Annotated in this window: 14 protein-coding genes; 8 read left to right on the forward strand and 6 right to left on the reverse strand. The window is 62.4% G+C overall.

Annotation, left to right across the window (positions count from 1 at the left end; all coding sequences use genetic code 11):
- Positions 1-262: 262 nt before the first annotated feature.
- Positions 263-424 (reverse strand): LacI family DNA-binding transcriptional regulator, encoded by a 162-nt coding sequence (locus tag H2170_09585; GenBank protein ID MCS6300337.1) that lies wholly within the window; start codon positions 422-424, stop codon positions 263-265.
- 215 nt (positions 425-639) lie between these two features.
- Between H2170_09585 and H2170_09590 the strand changes: the two genes are divergently transcribed.
- A complete protein-coding gene (locus tag H2170_09590) occupies positions 640-1,026 on the forward strand; it encodes an Hsp20/alpha crystallin family protein (protein ID MCS6300338.1) in 387 nt (128 codons plus the stop codon).
- 104 nt (positions 1,027-1,130) lie between these two features.
- Here the strand turns inward: H2170_09590 and H2170_09595 are convergent, their stop codons facing one another.
- The 3 genes from H2170_09595 to trpD all read right to left on the reverse strand — a co-directional run bounded on the left by H2170_09595 (position 1,131) and on the right by trpD (position 5,233).
- Positions 1,131-2,525, reverse strand: coding sequence for a hypothetical protein (locus H2170_09595; GenBank protein ID MCS6300339.1), 1,395 nt, complete (start codon positions 2,523-2,525; stop codon positions 1,131-1,133).
- 342 nt (positions 2,526-2,867) lie between these two features.
- Positions 2,868-4,190, reverse strand: a complete 1,323-nt coding sequence (locus H2170_09600) for a phosphoglucosamine mutase (GenBank protein MCS6300340.1) — start codon at positions 4,188-4,190, stop codon at positions 2,868-2,870.
- Positions 4,187-5,233 (reverse strand): anthranilate phosphoribosyltransferase, encoded by a 1,047-nt coding sequence (gene trpD / locus H2170_09605; protein MCS6300341.1) that lies wholly within the window; start codon positions 5,231-5,233, stop codon positions 4,187-4,189. The genes H2170_09600 and trpD overlap by 4 nt, the downstream gene beginning before the upstream one ends.
- 27 nt (positions 5,234-5,260) lie before the next feature.
- Between trpD and H2170_09610 the strand changes: the two genes are divergently transcribed.
- Positions 5,261-6,319 carry an undecaprenyl-diphosphate phosphatase gene (locus H2170_09610; GenBank protein MCS6300342.1) on the forward strand — a complete coding sequence of 353 codons (1,059 nt, stop codon included), beginning with the start codon at positions 5,261-5,263 and terminating at the stop codon, positions 6,317-6,319.
- A 37-nt stretch (positions 6,320-6,356) separates the two neighbouring features.
- On the opposite strand, the gene H2170_09615 is transcribed toward H2170_09610, so the two are convergent.
- Together H2170_09615 and H2170_09620 are read right to left on the reverse strand one after the other, a co-directional pair.
- Positions 6,357-7,433: an IS630 family transposase gene (locus H2170_09615; protein ID MCS6300343.1), complete on the reverse strand. Its 1,077-nt coding sequence runs from the start codon at positions 7,431-7,433 to the stop codon at positions 6,357-6,359.
- A 54-nt stretch (positions 7,434-7,487) separates the two neighbouring features.
- A complete protein-coding gene (locus tag H2170_09620; protein MCS6300344.1) occupies positions 7,488-8,576 on the reverse strand; it encodes a LacI family DNA-binding transcriptional regulator in 1,089 nt (362 codons plus the stop codon).
- 106 nt (positions 8,577-8,682) lie between these two features.
- Here H2170_09620 and H2170_09625 point away from each other — a divergent pair, with 106 nt between their 5' ends.
- From H2170_09625 to H2170_09650, 6 genes are all read left to right on the forward strand, one after another.
- A complete protein-coding gene (locus H2170_09625) occupies positions 8,683-9,777 on the forward strand; it encodes a sugar kinase (protein ID MCS6300345.1) in 1,095 nt (364 codons plus the stop codon).
- Positions 9,778-9,868: 91 nt separating this feature from the next.
- Positions 9,869-10,498, forward strand: a complete 630-nt coding sequence (gene eda, locus H2170_09630) for a bifunctional 4-hydroxy-2-oxoglutarate aldolase/2-dehydro-3-deoxy-phosphogluconate aldolase (protein MCS6300346.1) — start codon at positions 9,869-9,871, stop codon at positions 10,496-10,498.
- Positions 10,499-10,524: 26 nt separating this feature from the next.
- On the forward strand, positions 10,525-11,343 hold the full coding sequence (locus H2170_09635; GenBank protein ID MCS6300347.1) for an SDR family oxidoreductase: 819 nt from the start codon (positions 10,525-10,527) through the stop codon (positions 11,341-11,343).
- 186 nt (positions 11,344-11,529) lie between these two features.
- Positions 11,530-13,305, forward strand: coding sequence for an arginine--tRNA ligase (gene argS / locus H2170_09640; protein ID MCS6300348.1), 1,776 nt, complete (start codon positions 11,530-11,532; stop codon positions 13,303-13,305).
- 78 nt (positions 13,306-13,383) lie between these two features.
- The gene (locus H2170_09645; GenBank protein ID MCS6300349.1) at positions 13,384-14,136 is read left to right on the forward strand and encodes a DUF4339 domain-containing protein; all 753 of its coding nucleotides are present in this window, start codon (positions 13,384-13,386) and stop codon (positions 14,134-14,136) included.
- A 10-nt stretch (positions 14,137-14,146) separates the two neighbouring features.
- Positions 14,147-15,580 (forward strand): YihY/virulence factor BrkB family protein, encoded by a 1,434-nt coding sequence (locus H2170_09650; GenBank protein MCS6300350.1) that lies wholly within the window; start codon positions 14,147-14,149, stop codon positions 15,578-15,580.
- Positions 15,581-15,661: the final 81 nt, after the last annotated feature.

Raw genomic sequence — 15,661 nt, forward strand, 5'->3', positions numbered from 1 at the left:
AGTCCACCAATCCCGCGTGGGCGCAGGATGCGGCTAAACTGGGGCAAGGCGATCCCTTCGTGTAAGGGCCGGAACGCCTCCAGCTTCCACCCCAGTTTGTGCGGATAATCAAAGGTTCCCTGCCAAAGCGCTCCCGGGCGCCTCCAAGAGTAGTCCAGACATCCACCCAAGCCAACACAGAACGCCCCGTTTGACCATGAGACGATTATAGGTCCGGAGGCGACCAAGGCGGAAAGCAACGATCGCGGGTGTAACCCATTGCCTATGCGAGTGCTTTGATGCGATTACGAGTGGTTGCGGGCCGGCTCGGGTGATCTTTGAGCGTGAGCGAAACGGTGGTAATGTGCACTCCCGCTTTGAAGGCGATCCATTTTAAGGTAACGCGGGTAGCACTAGAAAGCGTGCCCGCCCCCGGCCAACGCAATAATTAGCGCAAGACCATATAAACTCAAAGCCTGTGGGCTTGGACCGGATAATGGGCCAAAAGATTTGCCCAAGTCGGCACCAGTGCGGCCTGGCGGAGGTCAATGATTGGGCCAACGGCGTGGCCCGAGCAACTGCGGCATCAAGCGGGCCTGGCGCTCATTCGCCAGTCCCCAGCCGAAGGCCTTGAACGCCCCCCGCCCGCCCCAAAAACTCATGATCCCTCTCTTTCCCCTGCTCGCGCACACCACCAGCACTCCGCCTCCGGAGGATTCGCAGTCCGCTCGCAAGCCGGTCTACCGACTGGTCGAAAACGGGGACGGCTACAGCCTGATCGTTCAACTCCCTGGCGTCGACAAGGCCGGCATGGACGTGGTCGCCAAAAACGGCGTGCTCTCCATCCGGGGGCGCCGGGAATGGCACAAGCCGGCAGCATGGAAGCTCATTCACCGCGAAAGCTCGGACGCTAATTTCGCCCTCGAATTCAGCTATGACGCCCGAATCGAGGCCGACCGCATCCAAGCGGTCATTGCCAACGGCGTACTCACCGTAACGCTGCCCAAATCGACCGACGGCAAGCCCCGTCAAATCCCGGTAACCTGAGACGCCGTTTCCCGAAAAAACCGGAACGAATAACGCCGCCCCTGCTCTTCCACCACCACCGCGGATCAACCGCACCGTTAACGGGTGCGGTATCCGCAGGCGGGTTACATGCTTGAATAGAAAGCGTTGATCTTGTCCGCAACGTCACGGAAACCGATGTCCTCACTGTAAATGATCTTATATTCAGTGATCGCTTCGGTTTTCTTACCCATGCCCTCGTAACACACCGCCAGCTCGTAGATGACGTCCTTCTTCAGGTCGTCCATAACCGGCAGTTCGCTTTTTGCGGTCTGGAATTGGGCAACCGCCAGATCGAACATCTTTCGCGCTTTGAGCGACTTGCCCATGCCGGAGATCGCCTGGATACGGACCTTCGGGTTTTTCTGCGCCTGCTGGTAGTTGGCAATGGCGTTCTGGAAGTCGCCGGCCTCGAAATAGAGATTGGCGAGGGTGAAACGCGCGCCGTAGTCGTTCGGGTAGCGTTCGGCGTAGTCCTTGGCCTCGAGCAAGAGGGTTTCGGCAAAATCACGCTTCGCCTTGGCCAGTGACTCCACCAAGGCGGCATCGCCGGGCGCCAGCGCCACTTGCGTCTCAATATCCTTGATACGATTGGCCAGAAGCGCGTGCCGCAGTTCAGACTCTTGTTTTGCAAGAGTGGTATCGGCAGCACCCGCCGGCAGAGCGCGGGCCTTGCTGATGTACACAATGGCCTCCTCAAGCTTGTTGAGCTTCTTGTAGCCCTCCACGACGCTGCGGTAGTGGTTAAGATTTTCCGGCTGCGCCTGCAGGCGGACCAAGGCCTCGTCGATGAGCTTCTGCGTCATCTCATCGGAGGTCACGATCTTCGCCGCTTGCTCAAGCATGGTCGACTGCGCCTCGTCCTTGAGCTTGTCGCGGAACGAGCCCTTCTCCTCCCAGTTGCCCTTCTCGGTGGTCTGGGCGATTGCGGCCTTACGCATAAGCGAGAGCGCATCACCATCCTGGGGCTTGAGCTTGAGCAGTTCGTCGGCGGCACGTAGCGCATCTTTGGGCCGTTTAGCCTTCAAACAGGCCTCGCCGAATTCCAACAGCGCCTCGCGATCAGTCGGGTTGAGCTCGTGAATCGACTCCCAGGCAAACACGACGGTCTCGGGCCAATCAAAAGCCTGCGCGGCCTCGGCGAGCAACTTGAGTCCCGGAACGCTGGTGGGATCGGCCGCGAGCATCTTCTCGGCATTTTCCAGCAGCTTCTCGGGGGATTTAGCCCCGCCGCCAAACAGGAAGCCGGCGTTGGTAACCGAGCCAAACGCCTTGGCGAACAGCTTCGTTTTACCACCGTGCTGACGCAGTTGCGCGACGCGCTGAAGGCGTCTTACAGCCAGGCAGTTTGGGACAGTTTTTAAAACTTGAGCGGTTACGTCCAAAACGTAATCGAGATTGCCTCGCTGGAGGGCGATTTGTGAATTCTCGATCTGCTTTTGAACGCGGGGGTCGAGCGATAAAACGGTAACTTCAGGCATAGGGGATAGCGCAAAAACAACGCCCCCCCGCGGCAGGGGTCAACGCTAGATTGGCAGGTTAAACCCAATCCTGTAAGGTATGGTTTGACGCAGGGAATCGGCAGCGGAAGGAGAACGAGTAAGATTAAGAGAACGAGAACGATACGGAATTCAGCGGTGCCTCTGAAGTGCCGATCGCTGGACCGGGATTGAATCGTTCTCGTTCTCTTACTCGTTCTCGTTCGTCAGGGACTCGGCTACGTTTCGGTTCGGTGGACTCGATTCCTTCGTTCGTATATCAATATTATAGCACAACTTACTTATCCCGAGATCTATCCGGGTCATGCCTTACAGGCGTTAAGCTTAAACCACATCCATATCCAAACCCGCCGCCTTGGCCAAGCGCTCCAGCCCCGCCGCCACAACGGCGTCCGAGGGTCCTTCGACCAAAAGGCGCAACTTGGCCTCGGTCCCGGAAAAACGCACCAACACCCGCCCCTGAGCACCGAGCTCCGCCTCCACCGCAGCAATTGCCCCGAGCAAAGCCCCGCAGTCCGCCATGTCGCGTTTTTCACGCACCTTGAGGTTGCGCGTGCCTTGCGGGAACTTCTTCAGCACGCGGCGCAACTCCGAGAGCGGGCGCCCCGTGGCGAGCATCACCTCGATGACTTTAAGCGCCGCAACCAACCCGTCGCCCGTAGGGGAAATATCCGCACAGATAATGTGACCACTCGACTCGCCGCCCAACCGAGCGCCCTCCGCCAGCATGCTTTCGCTCACGTAACGATCGCCCACGGAGGTGCGAACCACCCGGCCGCCCGCAGCGGAGATCGCCGCATCGACGCCAAGGTTGCTCTGCACAGTGACCACCAGCGTGGACGCGGCCAAACGGCCTTGGGCGAGCGCATGCAAGGCAAGCAAGGTGAGCACCTCGTCGCCCCCGACCACGGCGCCGGTTTCATCGCACAACAGGCAGCGATCACCATCGCCATCATGAGCGATACCCAGACGCGCCCCGGTGGCGCGCACTTTATTCGCCAAGGGTTCAGGGTGTTCGCTGCCGACACCCAGGTTGATGTTCACTCCATCGGGCGCGTCGCCCAGGCCAATCACCTCGGCCCCCAGCGCACGCAGTACAACCGGGCTGGTCGCGGCCGTCGCACCATTAGCCGTATCGAGAACGATGCGCCAGCCCGCCAGCGCCTGGGCGGGGAGCAGCGCTTGGGCCGCGCCGATATAATCCGCGCGCGCATCCTGCGCCGGGAAAACCGCCTCAACCAAGCTGGGCGTCGCCGGGAGCAGCGACTCGATACTCACCTCGTCCTCGTCGGTGAGCTTGATGCCCGTACCGAGGAAAAACTTAATACCATTATCTGACGCCGGATTGTGCGAGGCCGTGATCACGACACCGAGCACGGCGTCACTCAGGCGCACCGCACGGCAGACCGCCGGAGTCGGCACCACACCCAGCGAAACCGGCTCGAGCCCGGCGGCGGCAAGACCGGCGGCCAAGGCCCGTGCCAGCGACTCGCCCGAGGCGCGCGTATCCCGTCCGATGAGCACTCGGCCCTTGCCGCCCACCCAACGCCCGGCGGCCTCGCCCAAGCGGGCGGCGAACGCTTCGTTCACCACCGGACCACCATAAGGACCGCGGACGCCGTCTGTGCCGAAATAGCTACGTTTCATTTTTTGAAAAATTCCCGCGTGGCGGTGATCTTGGCCCGCACGGCGCCTCCGAGTAGTAACTCACGCGCCTGCCCCGTTCCCGCCGCCACCGATGCGGTGCGCCCCGTTATCCACAGTGCCGTGGCCGTGTTGAGCACGATGGTATCCACCAAGCCGGCCGGCGCGCGCCCCGCCAGCAGCGCCTCAACAATCGCAAGATTGGTCGTGAGGTCACCTCCCGCCAGATCCGAAAACGGTGAAGCCGCAAAGCCGTAATCGGCCGCGTTCCAGACGCCGTCCACCTGCCGCAACCGGCCGATGCCCCGCACCCGGTTCGACGTCGCCGTGGTGAGTTCATCAATACCGCATCCCGGCCCGATGACCCCATGGGCGGCCAGCCCGGCCTGCGAGCCCAGCAGATCGAGGACATCCGCCAGTTTGCTCACCCACGGCTCGGCAAACACGCCCAGCAGGATGTTCGCGGGACGCCCCGGATTAATGAGAGGCCCCAGAATATTGAAAACCGTGCGCCGGCCCTGAGCGGCGAGTAATTTCCGTGTCGGTGCGATATGGCGGAACGCGGGGTGGTAGGCGGGCGCAAAGAAAAACGCGTAGCCGAGCTCGTCCAACCCGGCGCACACCTGCTCGGGCGACGCCTCGAGATTCACGCCCAGGGCAGCAAGCAGGTCTGCGCTGCCACACTTGGACGTAATGCCGCGATTGCCGTGCTTCATCACGGTCACACCCGCACACGCCAGCGTGAGCACCACCATACTCGAAATATTAAAGCCCCCCGCCATGTCGCCGCCCGTGCCCACGATATCGATCGCCCCTGCCGACCAACGCTCCACCCCGGGATCGATCGCGCGGACGCGGAACGCACGAGCAAACGCGGCGATCTCCGCCACGCTCTCGCCCTTGTCGGCCAACGCCGACAAAAACGCCGCCTTGGGCTCATCGGCCTGCGCAGGCGACGCCAGCTCGACGACCGCAGCCTCCACCTCGGTGGCGGTGAGATCATGGAGCGCCTGCAGCCGGGCGGTGAGTTCGATGAGTGCGGACATAGTGCAACAGGGGAACGAAAAACCCCAATGGTAGGGAAGCATAAACTCGACAGCCACGGTGTGTTCTGGGAGCAAACGCGGGTGCGTCGTATTTTATTTCTCCTCGCAGTAAGCTGGGTTTCCGCCCTGCCCGCCTTCTCCCAACCCGTGGTGCCGGCTGCTGATGCGCCGGTAGCAGAGCTCAGTTCACGCGATGCGGTCATACTCGGCCTCGTCGAGGGCATCACCGAGTTTCTCCCCGTATCGTCGACCGGCCACCTCATTATTGCCAGTCATGCGCTGGGACTGGAAAAAGAGGAGCCGCTGCTGGATGCCGAGGGCGAACCACTGTGGTACAAAAAGCCCTCCGTCAAAAACCCTGAGGGCGAACCGCTTACCCTTAAACTCGCGGCCGACACCTACACGGTGGTTATTCAAGCCGGTGCCATCGTCGCCGTCGTGCTAATTTACTGGGGACAACTGATGGGGATTCTGCGCGGCCTAATGGGCAAAAACAGCGCCGGACTACGCCTGCTGCGCAACATCATCGTCGCGTGCATTCCGGCGGTTACGCTGGGGCTGAGCTGCGGCAAGCTGATCGACAAACACCTATTTTCCATCGAAGCGGTCGTGGCCGCACTCGTCAGCGGTGCGGTGCTCATGTTTGCGGCGGAGCGCTGGCGCAAACAGCAGCCGAGCGCGAGTGTTGGTCGATTGGAGCCCTCAGATTTGAGCGTGGGCCAATCTCTGGGCATTGGCCTCATGCAATGTCTTGCGCTCTGGCCCGGCATGAGCCGCTCCATGGTCACGATGGTGGGCGGTTATTTTTGCGGACTGTCGCCCTCCCGGTCGGCGGAATTCAGCTTTCTGGTCGGGCTACCAATTTTGACCGGGGCCGCCGCGCTCAAGTCGTACAAAGCCGGTCCGGCCATGATCGAAGTCTTTGGGGCTCCCTCGGTGATATTGGGAAGCCTGGTCGCCGCCTGCGCGGCCGCCCTCGCCGTGAAGTTCCTCGTCAGCTACCTCAGCCGACACGGCCTGATTGTATTCGCCATTTACCGACTCGCCCTTGCCGCCGTCCTCGGTGCCTGGTTTTTGATGACCTAAAGTTCCTCCAGCCTAGTATAGTGGACGATAAATAACATTACTTATTATTGATCGATGAGCGGGCGCGCTGAACCTTGGCGAGGATGTCGGAGGCCTTGGCAGTCCAGATGAAGGGTTTGGGCGAGCGGTTATGATCGGCCAAGTAGGTTTCGATGGCAGCGAGCAGTTCGTCGAGGCTCCTGAAGATGCTGCGGCGGAGGCGATTGACGGTAAGATCACGGAAAAAGCGTTCGACCATGTTCAGCCAGGAAGCCGACGTTGGGGTAAAGTGGATCGTGAAACGAGGGTGCTTGGCCAGCCAGCGGCGGACCTTCTCGTGCTTGTGGGTGGCATAGTTGTCGACGATGAGGTGCAGGGGCTTGTCGGGCGGGGTGCTCGCGTCGATCAGGCGCAGGAACTTCAACCATTCCTGATGGCGGTGGCGTTTTTGGCAGGTACCGATGACCTTTCCGTCGGCCATATTGAGGGCGGCGAAGAGTGTTGTGGTGCCGTGACGCTTATAGTCGTGGGTTTGGGTTGCCACCTTGCCTTGTCGCAAAGGCAGGCCGGGTTGGCTGCGGTCCAGAGCTTGGATCTGGCTTTTTTCATCGCAGCACAAAACCAAGGCGTGCTCGGGGGCGTTGAGATAGAGCCCGACGATCTCCTCGAGCTTCTCCACAAAGCGCTTGTCCTTCGATAATTTGAAGCCCCGCACCAAGTGCGGTTTCACTCCGTGGTTGCGCCAGATCAGGCCTACGCTGCTGGCGGCCAGTCCGCTGACTGCCGCCATGCGCCGCGTGCTCCACTGTGTCGCCATGGGAGGTGTTTCCTCCAGTGTGCGCCGTATCAGTTCGGCCTTGTCCTCCGGCTTGATCTTGGCGCGACGACCTCGCCCGGCACGGTCCCGTAGCAGTCCCGGCAACCCCGACTCCAAATAACGCCCCCGCCAGCGCGCCACCTTCTGCCGACTCATTCCCAACTTATTGCCGATCCATTCGTTGCCGTTGCCTTCAGCGGCAAGCAGCACGATCCGGCACCGCTGGGCATGCTTCTGCGGTGTGCCGCCTCGTTTCGCCCATGCGCTCAATTCGGCCTTCTGCTCCTCCTTCAAATTAACTGGGGCTGCTTTTCTCATTCAGCTACAGACGCTCGGCCGTTAATTTAGTTACACTATTTCTCGCACACTACACTAGCTAGGCAACATTGCCTCAGCCTGAGCACCGCAAGCTCCCGCCCGGCTCGGCGCGCTCTCACCGGCCCGCCACACTCCGCGCAACTCCGTTGTCTGCGGCAAGTCGGGCAAGCCGTATTGGTTGGCCCACAATTTCCGCGCCACCAGTTCCGCCGCCGCCTCGCCCAGTCGCCCCATGCACTGGTCCATCCCGGCAACCCGCCCGCCGAAATAATGAGGACTCCAGTCGAGCACCGCCCACGCCACCTCCTCGGGAACCTTTAACCCGGCCTTCGTGAACAACCGCTCGACCTCCTCGTCCACCGTCAAAATCACCTCCGGCCGATTCGCGATGTACCACGCCCGAAAGGCCTCCAGCGAATACCCCCGGTCCACCGAGGTCTCCAGCAGGGGCAACACCGGCATCGCCTGCGACCACACAAATTGCAGGTACCGCGCGTGCCACAAATAGTTCGAGCGCCGCTGCATTGTCGCGGGCAACACCAGCCCCACTCTCCGGTAGCCCGCCGCATACAACTCCGCCAACGCCCCACCGCAGTTGTTATAATGGTCAGGCGACACCCGCGTCAGATTCAGCGGATCGGTCACCGAGTAACCGCACGCCACCACCGCTAATTTCGCGTAATCCAACGCCAGCCTGGATCGGCCGCCCTGCCGGAACGGCGCGATCACCACGCCGCTGATGCTCCGCGCCAGCAACGCGCGCGCCAGTACCGTCTCAGTCCAGTATCGCGCCTCGCCCAAATCAAACTCGTCGCAGCCAAACCCCAACTCCTCCGCCTTGCGCCGCACACCCGCGATCAAATCCGCATCCGTGCGCCACAACGCCCCATTCTCCCTGGATTCGTAAACCAACCCAATCGTTGCCCCCGCCCCCTTCATCCAGCGACTGCGCCGCACCCGCTCCATATTGGCCGAAACCAGCGGATTGGCCCGATAGCCCAAAACCTCGGCAGCCGCCTTCACCCGCGCCTGAGTCTCCGCCGGCACCCGCCGGTCTCCACGCAGCGCCAACGACACCGTGTAAGTCGATAAGCCCACTTTGGCCGCCACACCCCGTATCGTCACCGGACCGCGTTTATTCATTGGCCCACGCCAGCAAAACCTAACACGTTAGGCAACCCGCCAATTGCCCCTTGCCCAAGGTCTCGGCCAGGGTCCGCCAGTTCGTTTTCAACCCTTCCTCTTACCCATGTCACTCCCGATCAAACCCGCCGGCTCCACTGTTTTTGACCAAATTTCCCTGGGCGAAGTCATGCTTCGCCTCGACCCAGGCGAGGGCCGCGTCCGCACCGCGCGCTCCTTCAAGGCCTGGGAAGGCGGCGGCGAGTACAACACCTCGCGCGGCCTGCGCAAATGCTTCGGCCTTAAAACCGCCGTCTGCACCGCCTTCGTCGACAACGAGGTCGGCCACCTGGTCGAAGATTTCATCATGCAGGGTGGCGTCGCCACCGACTTCATCAAATGGCGCGAGGATGACGGCATCGGTCGCACCGTGCGCAACGGCCTGAACTTCACCGAGCGCGGCTTCGGCATTCGCGGTGCCGTTGGCGTGCCCGACCGTGGCAACACCGCCGCCTCGCAAATCAAGCCCGGCGACTTCGACTGGGACCACATTTTCGGCAAGCTCGGCGCCCGCTGGTTCCACACCGGTGGCATCTTTGCAGCGCTCTCCGAATCCACCGCCGCCGTCACGATTGAAGCGGTCAAAGCCGCCAAAAAACACGGCGTCATCGTGTCCTACGATCTCAACTACCGCCCGTCGCTTTGGAAGACCATCGGCGGCCTCAAAAAAGCCCAGGCCGTTAACCGCGAGATCGCCCAATACGTCGACGTGATGATCGGCAACGAGGAAGACTTCACCGCTTCCCTCGGCTTCGCGGTCAAGGGCGCCGAGGACCTCAAGCACATCGAGACCGACGCCTTCAAGGCCATGATCGAGACCGCAGTGAAGGAGTTCCCCAACTTCAAGGTGGCCGCCACCACCCTGCGCCACGTCATCACCGCCACCAAAAACGACTGGTCCGCCATCCTCTGGCACGACGGCAAATTCCACGAGAGCCGCAAGTATCCCGAGCTGGAAATCATGGACCGTGTTGGCGGCGGCGACAGCTTCGCCAGCGGCCTGCAATTCGGCTTCCTCGAATTCAACGACGCCCAAAAGGCCGTCGAATACGGCGCCGCCCACGGCGCCCTCGCCTCGACCACCCCGGGTGACACCTCCATGGCCACCCGCAAGGAGGTCGAAAAAACCTTCGCTGGCGGCGGCGCCCGCGTCGTTCGTTAAAAAAAATTCCGCTCAGGAGCGACGGCCTTACCGCCGTCGCTCCTTTTTATTTCGACCCATTTAGCCCTCTTCGTTTTCAGTTCCTTTTCCCATGTCACTCCGCGCCCTCATCCCCCAGCCCATTCTCCCCGTCATCGTCATCGACGATGCCCGCCAAGCCGTTCCCCTCGCCGAGGCCTTCCTCGCCGGCGGCCTGCGCCAACTCGAAGTCACCTTCCGCACCGCCGCCGCCGCTGACGCGATCCGCGCCATCCGCACTGCCCTTCCCGAGATGCTCATCGGTGCCGGCACCTTGCTGACCCCCGACCAAGCCCGCGCCGCCATCGACGCCGGTGCCCAGTACGGCCTCGCCCCGGGCCTCGACGAGGCAATCGTTAAACTTTTTGCCGAAGCCGGCGTCCCTTATATGCCCGGCGTCATGACGCCCACGGAGATTGGCCGTGCCGCCCAACTCGGCTGCCGTTCGCTCAAGTTTTTCCCCGCTGAAAACGCCGGTGGCGCGCCCGCCCTCAAATCCATGCTCGCCCCGTTCAAGGCCTATAACCTCGAGATCTGCCCCACCGGCGGCATCAGCCTGCAAAACATGCGCACCTACCTCGCGATCCCCGAGGTCATCACCGTGGGCGGCAGTTGGCTGGCCACGCAAAAAATGATCGCCGAGTCCAACTGGGCGCTCATCACTCGCACCACGCAGGAAGCCCTCGCCGCTGCCGCCGCCTAAAAACCAACATCGCCCCCTCCCGCTCCATGGCCCTCTTCGACCTAAAAGACCGCGTTATTATCGTCACCGGTGCGACCGGTTCACTCACCGGCTCGGCCGCTGATTACCTGGCGGGCCAGGGGGCGCGTGTCGCCTACCTCGGCCGCACCCGCGACAAACTCGATGCCGCACTGGCTCGCGTGCGCGCCGCTCATCCCCAGGCCCAGGTCATCGCCCTGGTTGCCGACGTCACGGACCGTCCCGCCCTTGAGCAAGCGCGCGCCGATGTCCTCGCCAAATGGGGGCGCATCGACGCCCTTATCAATGGTGCGGGCGGCAACCAACCCGGTGCCACGATCACCCCCGACAAATCCTTCTTCGACCTCAACTTCGAGGCGTTTGAACAAGTCGTGGACCTCAACCTCCACGGCACCGTGCTGCCCACCTTGGTGTTCGGCCAGCCCCTGCTCGCTCAAGGCAAAGGCATTGTCCTCAACTTCTCTTCGGTATCCGCCGACCGGGCACTGACGCGCGTCGTCGGTTACGGCGCAGCCAAAGCCGCAGTGGAAAACTTCACGCGCTGGCTCGCCGTTGACCTCGCTCAACGCTCCAAGGGCGGCATCCGCGTCAACGCCGTCATGCCCGGCTTCTTCCTCGGCGAACAAAACCGCCGCCTGCTGACGCAAGAAGACGGCAGTCTCACCCCCCGGGGTGAAACCATCTGCCGCAACACGCCCTTTGGCCGCTTCGGGCAAGCCGACGAACTGCACGGCGCCCTGCACTTCCTGCTCTCCGACGCCTCCGCCTTTGTCACCGGCACCACGGTTGTCGTGGACGGCGGCTTCACTGCCTTCTCCGGGGTCTAAGTCGCGCCTGGCGGCATGGCCCGCCAAACAAACTGCCGCCGGAACCTCACCCACAGCTCCAAATAGGCTGTGGCCCTGCGCGTGAGCGCACGGATGTTCGGGCGCTTAAAACCGGGAGGCGCAACCAGCCCGGCAACGCCAATTCCACGCTTGCGCAGCGCTCCCTCGAATCCGTTGAGTAAAGGGATGCACGTTTCGTTTAACCTAGCCGCCGCTTTTGACGCGGTCCTGAAGACTGCCGCGACCGCCGCCGGCTTCGATGCCGCCGAGTTTTCCCCCGAGGTGCGCACCGCTGATCCCAAACACGGCGACTTCCAAGCCAACGGCGTTCTTCCTTACGCCAAGCGCACGAAACAGAATCCCCGCGCCCTCGCCGAAAAGCTCGTCGCCGCCCTCCCCGCCGACGCGCGCGAGGCCGCAGAGGTGGTCATTGCCGGCCCCGGATTCATCAACTTCACCCTCAAGCCCGGCGCGCTCCAGGCGTGGCTGCGGGCCTTCCCCACCCGCGCCGAACTCGCCGCCGGTGCCGCCGCGACCTACGCCGGCCAAACCTGGGTCGTCGACTACAGCTCGCCCAACACCGCCAAACAGATGCACGTCGGCCACCTGCGCTCGGCAGTGATCGGCGAATCGGTGTGCCGCCTACTCGCCTTCAGCGGCGCGAAGGTCATTCGCGACAACCACATCGGCGACTGGGGCACCCAGTTCGGCAAACTCATCTGGGCCTACAAAAAAGTACTCGCCTCCGATCCGGCCGCCCTTGAAGCCGCCCTCGCGGCCGATCCGCTGGCCGAATTCGAGCGCCTCTACAAAGTGGGCAACAATGCCTCCGACGCCGACCCAGCCGTGCTCAAGGAGGCCCAGCAGGAGCTGGTCAAACTTCAGGCCGGCGACCCCGAGGACACCGCCATTTGGAACAAGATCGGCGAAGTCAGCTTCACCGCGTTCCAGCAAATCTACGACCTGCTCGGTATCCGTTTCGACCTGACGCTCGGCGAGAGTTTTTACAACGACAAGGTCGAGCGCGTTTACCGTGAACTCACCGAGTGCGGCCTCGCCACCGAGAGCCAAGGCGCGCTGGTGGTGTTCCACCCCGAGCACCCGCGCTTCAAGGAACAGCCCTTTCTCGTGCGCAAATCCGATGGCGCGGCGAACTACGCCTCCACCGACCTCGCCACCATCCTCTACCGCAAAGAAGTGCTCAAGGCCGACGCCGCCGCCTACGTGATCGACTCGCGCCAAGGCGACCATTGCCAACAACTCTTTCTCACCGCCCAAAAGTGGTTCGATAAAACCGGCCGCACCTGCCCGCACCTCGAACACGTCGCGTTCGGCACCGTGCTCGGCGAGGACGGCAAGCCGCTCAAAACCCGCAGCGGCGAAAACATCAAATTGAAGGACCTGCTGCGCGAGGCGATCGAACGCGCCCGCCGTCTGGTCGATGAACGCAGCAGCGATTTGCCCGAGGCCGAGCGCGCCCAGATCGCCGAAATCGTCGGCATCGGCTCGGTCCAGTACGCCGACCTCTCCCAAAACCGCTCCAGCGATTACCTCTTTTCATGGGACAAGATGATTTCGTTGGAGGGTAACACCGCCGCGTACCTGCTCTACGCAGTCGCGCGCATCCGCTCCATTTTCCGCAAACTCGAAGCCACGCCCGGTGATGTGACCACCGAGACTGCGGCCAACGCCATCGAGACTCCCGCCGAGCTGGCACTGGCCCGTAAACTGGTGAAATTAGCCGACGCGACCTCACTCGCTACCTCCGGCCTGCGCCCGCACTTCCTTGGGCTTTACCTCTACGAGCTCGCCGGCGAGTTCAGCGCGTTCTATGCCGCCGACAAAGTCGCCGTCGAAGACCCCGCAATCCGCGCCCGCCGTCTGCTGCTCTGCGCGCGCACTTTGCTCGTTTTGGAAACCGGCCTCGAACTCCTTGGCTTGCGCACGGTCAATCGCATGTGACCGAACGTCCCCGGCTGCCAAAACAACGCTTGCGGGCCATCCCGCACCGAAGCACGTTCAACCCAACACTTACCCCCTATGGCCACGCAGGAATTCTACATTCGTAACGCGTCTGAAACCGAAGCCCGCGGTCCGTTTAACCACGAGCACATGGTGTCCCTGGCCGAAAACGGCCAGATCACCAAGGAGACGCTCTACTATGACGCCGGCACCGAACAGTGGGTTGCACTCGAGACCAACCCAGAAGTTTGCGCGGTTGTTTTCCCGCAAAAAGTGGCGCTCAAGCTGAAGGCCAAAACGACGTTTAAAACCCTTAACGTTGCCGACGCCAACGCCGCCCCGATTTCCGTCGATCAACTGCTCGCCGCCGCCGATGGTCGCACTGCGGAAACCGCCGACAAGCTTGACCCGACCATCGCCCGTGAGCGCGCCGCTGGTATTGGCCGCTGGTCCGCCCTGATCATCCTGTGCATCAGCGCGGCCGCCCTGTGCCTGCCCTCCATCGACGTTCTGACCAAGCTGGATATGGAAGCCCTGCTGCTCCACCCTATGGCCATTCTCGGGGTTGGCCAGGCCTTACTCGCACTCCTACTGCTCCTCCAAGTCACGCAGGCGTACCCCCTTGTTCGTTTGAGCGCCACCCTCGGCATGGGCATGGTCGGCGTCATTCTCTGGTCGCGCGGCCAGACCACACCCATGGCGAGCTTTGCACTGGGCTCGCTGGGACTTTATTTTTGCACGGTGTTCATCAACTTCGTCGGCGTCGGCCTGGCGGCCGGGCTTGGCTTGGCCGGCATGGCTGGCTACGCCATGTTTGCGCTGACGACTTAAAACGCCAGGTATGTCCGCCCCGTTCTGGCAGCGACTTCTCGCCACCTACCGAACGGAAATCTGGCGGCCCCGCCATCTCGGGGACAAGTCACTGCGCGGCCGTTTTTATGCCGGGGTGCGGATTATTTCCCTCACGCTAGCGGTACTGACTGAAACCCAAGCGGCCAGCCGAGCCGCCGCCCTCAGCTTTAGCTCGTTACTGGGTCTGGGGCCGCTGGTGGCCCTCACGGTGATGGTCGCTGGGTTTATGCTCGATAAGCAGGACCCCGCCATCGCCGCCCAAACCCTCAGCGGCCTCATCGAGAAAATCGCTCCGCAGCTCCAACACCTCGTGCCCGCCGCCGAGCTGCAATCTGCCAACGGCACGACGACCACGGCCAACCCCGATCTGATGCACATGATCGAGGGGTTCATCAGCGGTTCGCGCAACGGAGCGGTGGGGGCCATGGGCGCGCTCAGTCTGATCGTCATTGTGCTGCAGCTGTTCACCTCGGTGGAATCCTCGTTCAACGATATCTGGGGCGTTCGCCAAGGCCGCGCCTGGCTGCTGCGTATCGTCTACTACTGGACGGTGCTGACTTTGGGCGCGGTCCTGTTCTTCGCCGCGATTACCGGCCTGTCCGCCGGCGCGGTATTCAACGCCTTCGAAACCTTCCTTCCCTACGGCGCCTCCGTGGTCGCGGCTCTCAAATTCCTCGTACCCGCCGGATCGCTACTGGTGCTGGTGGCGCTGCTGACCCTCTTTTACCGCACCATTCCCAACACCCACGTGTGGTGGCGCGCCGCCCTCGTCGGCGCGCTGGTGGTGGCCACGCTGCTCGTGCTCAACAACTACCTCGCATTCCTCTACCTCAAGCGCGTGGTCCTGCAAAAAAGCCTCTACGGCTCGCTCGGCCTTTTACCGGTTTTGATGTTCGGCCTGTACGTGTTTTGGTTCTTCGTCCTGCTCGGCGGCCAGGTGAGCTACGCGGTCCAAAACGTGAACGTCCGCAACAGCCAAGCCGCCTGGAGCACGCTTCCCGAGTCCCTGCGCGAACGCCTTTGCCTATCCGTCCTGCTGCAAATCGCGCGCCGCTTCCACGGCTGCCGCCCACCCTACTCCGCCCTGCAACTGGGTAACCACCTTAAGGTCTCGACCCAGGTCATCAACGAGTGCCTCAACCGCCTGGTCAAAATGAACCTGATCAGCCCGGTTGCCCTGGCCGAAGACGCCGACTCGACCGACCACCGCTTCCAACCCGCCCGCCCGCTCAGCCACATCACCCTGGGCGACTTCAAACGGCTCGACGACGACTTCGGCGGCTCCCCCGGCGCCATGCACCTCTCCGAGCAAGATCCCTTGGTGAGCCGCTATCAGGAAGCGGTCACCGAGCTCAACCGCACTGCGTTTTTCCAACAAAGCCTGGAGGAGCTTCTCACTGCGCACCCGCTGCCGGTGAGTTAGGCCAGCCTGCCATTGTCAGAAGGAACCCTGAGCTCACGCTCAAGGCCTTGGGGCGTGTGTTCGCGAAGCGTGTGGCCTTGA

The sequence above is a fragment of the Opitutus sp. genome (genome assembly GCA_024998815.1).
GTDB lineage: Bacteria > Verrucomicrobiota > Verrucomicrobiia > Opitutales > Opitutaceae > Rariglobus.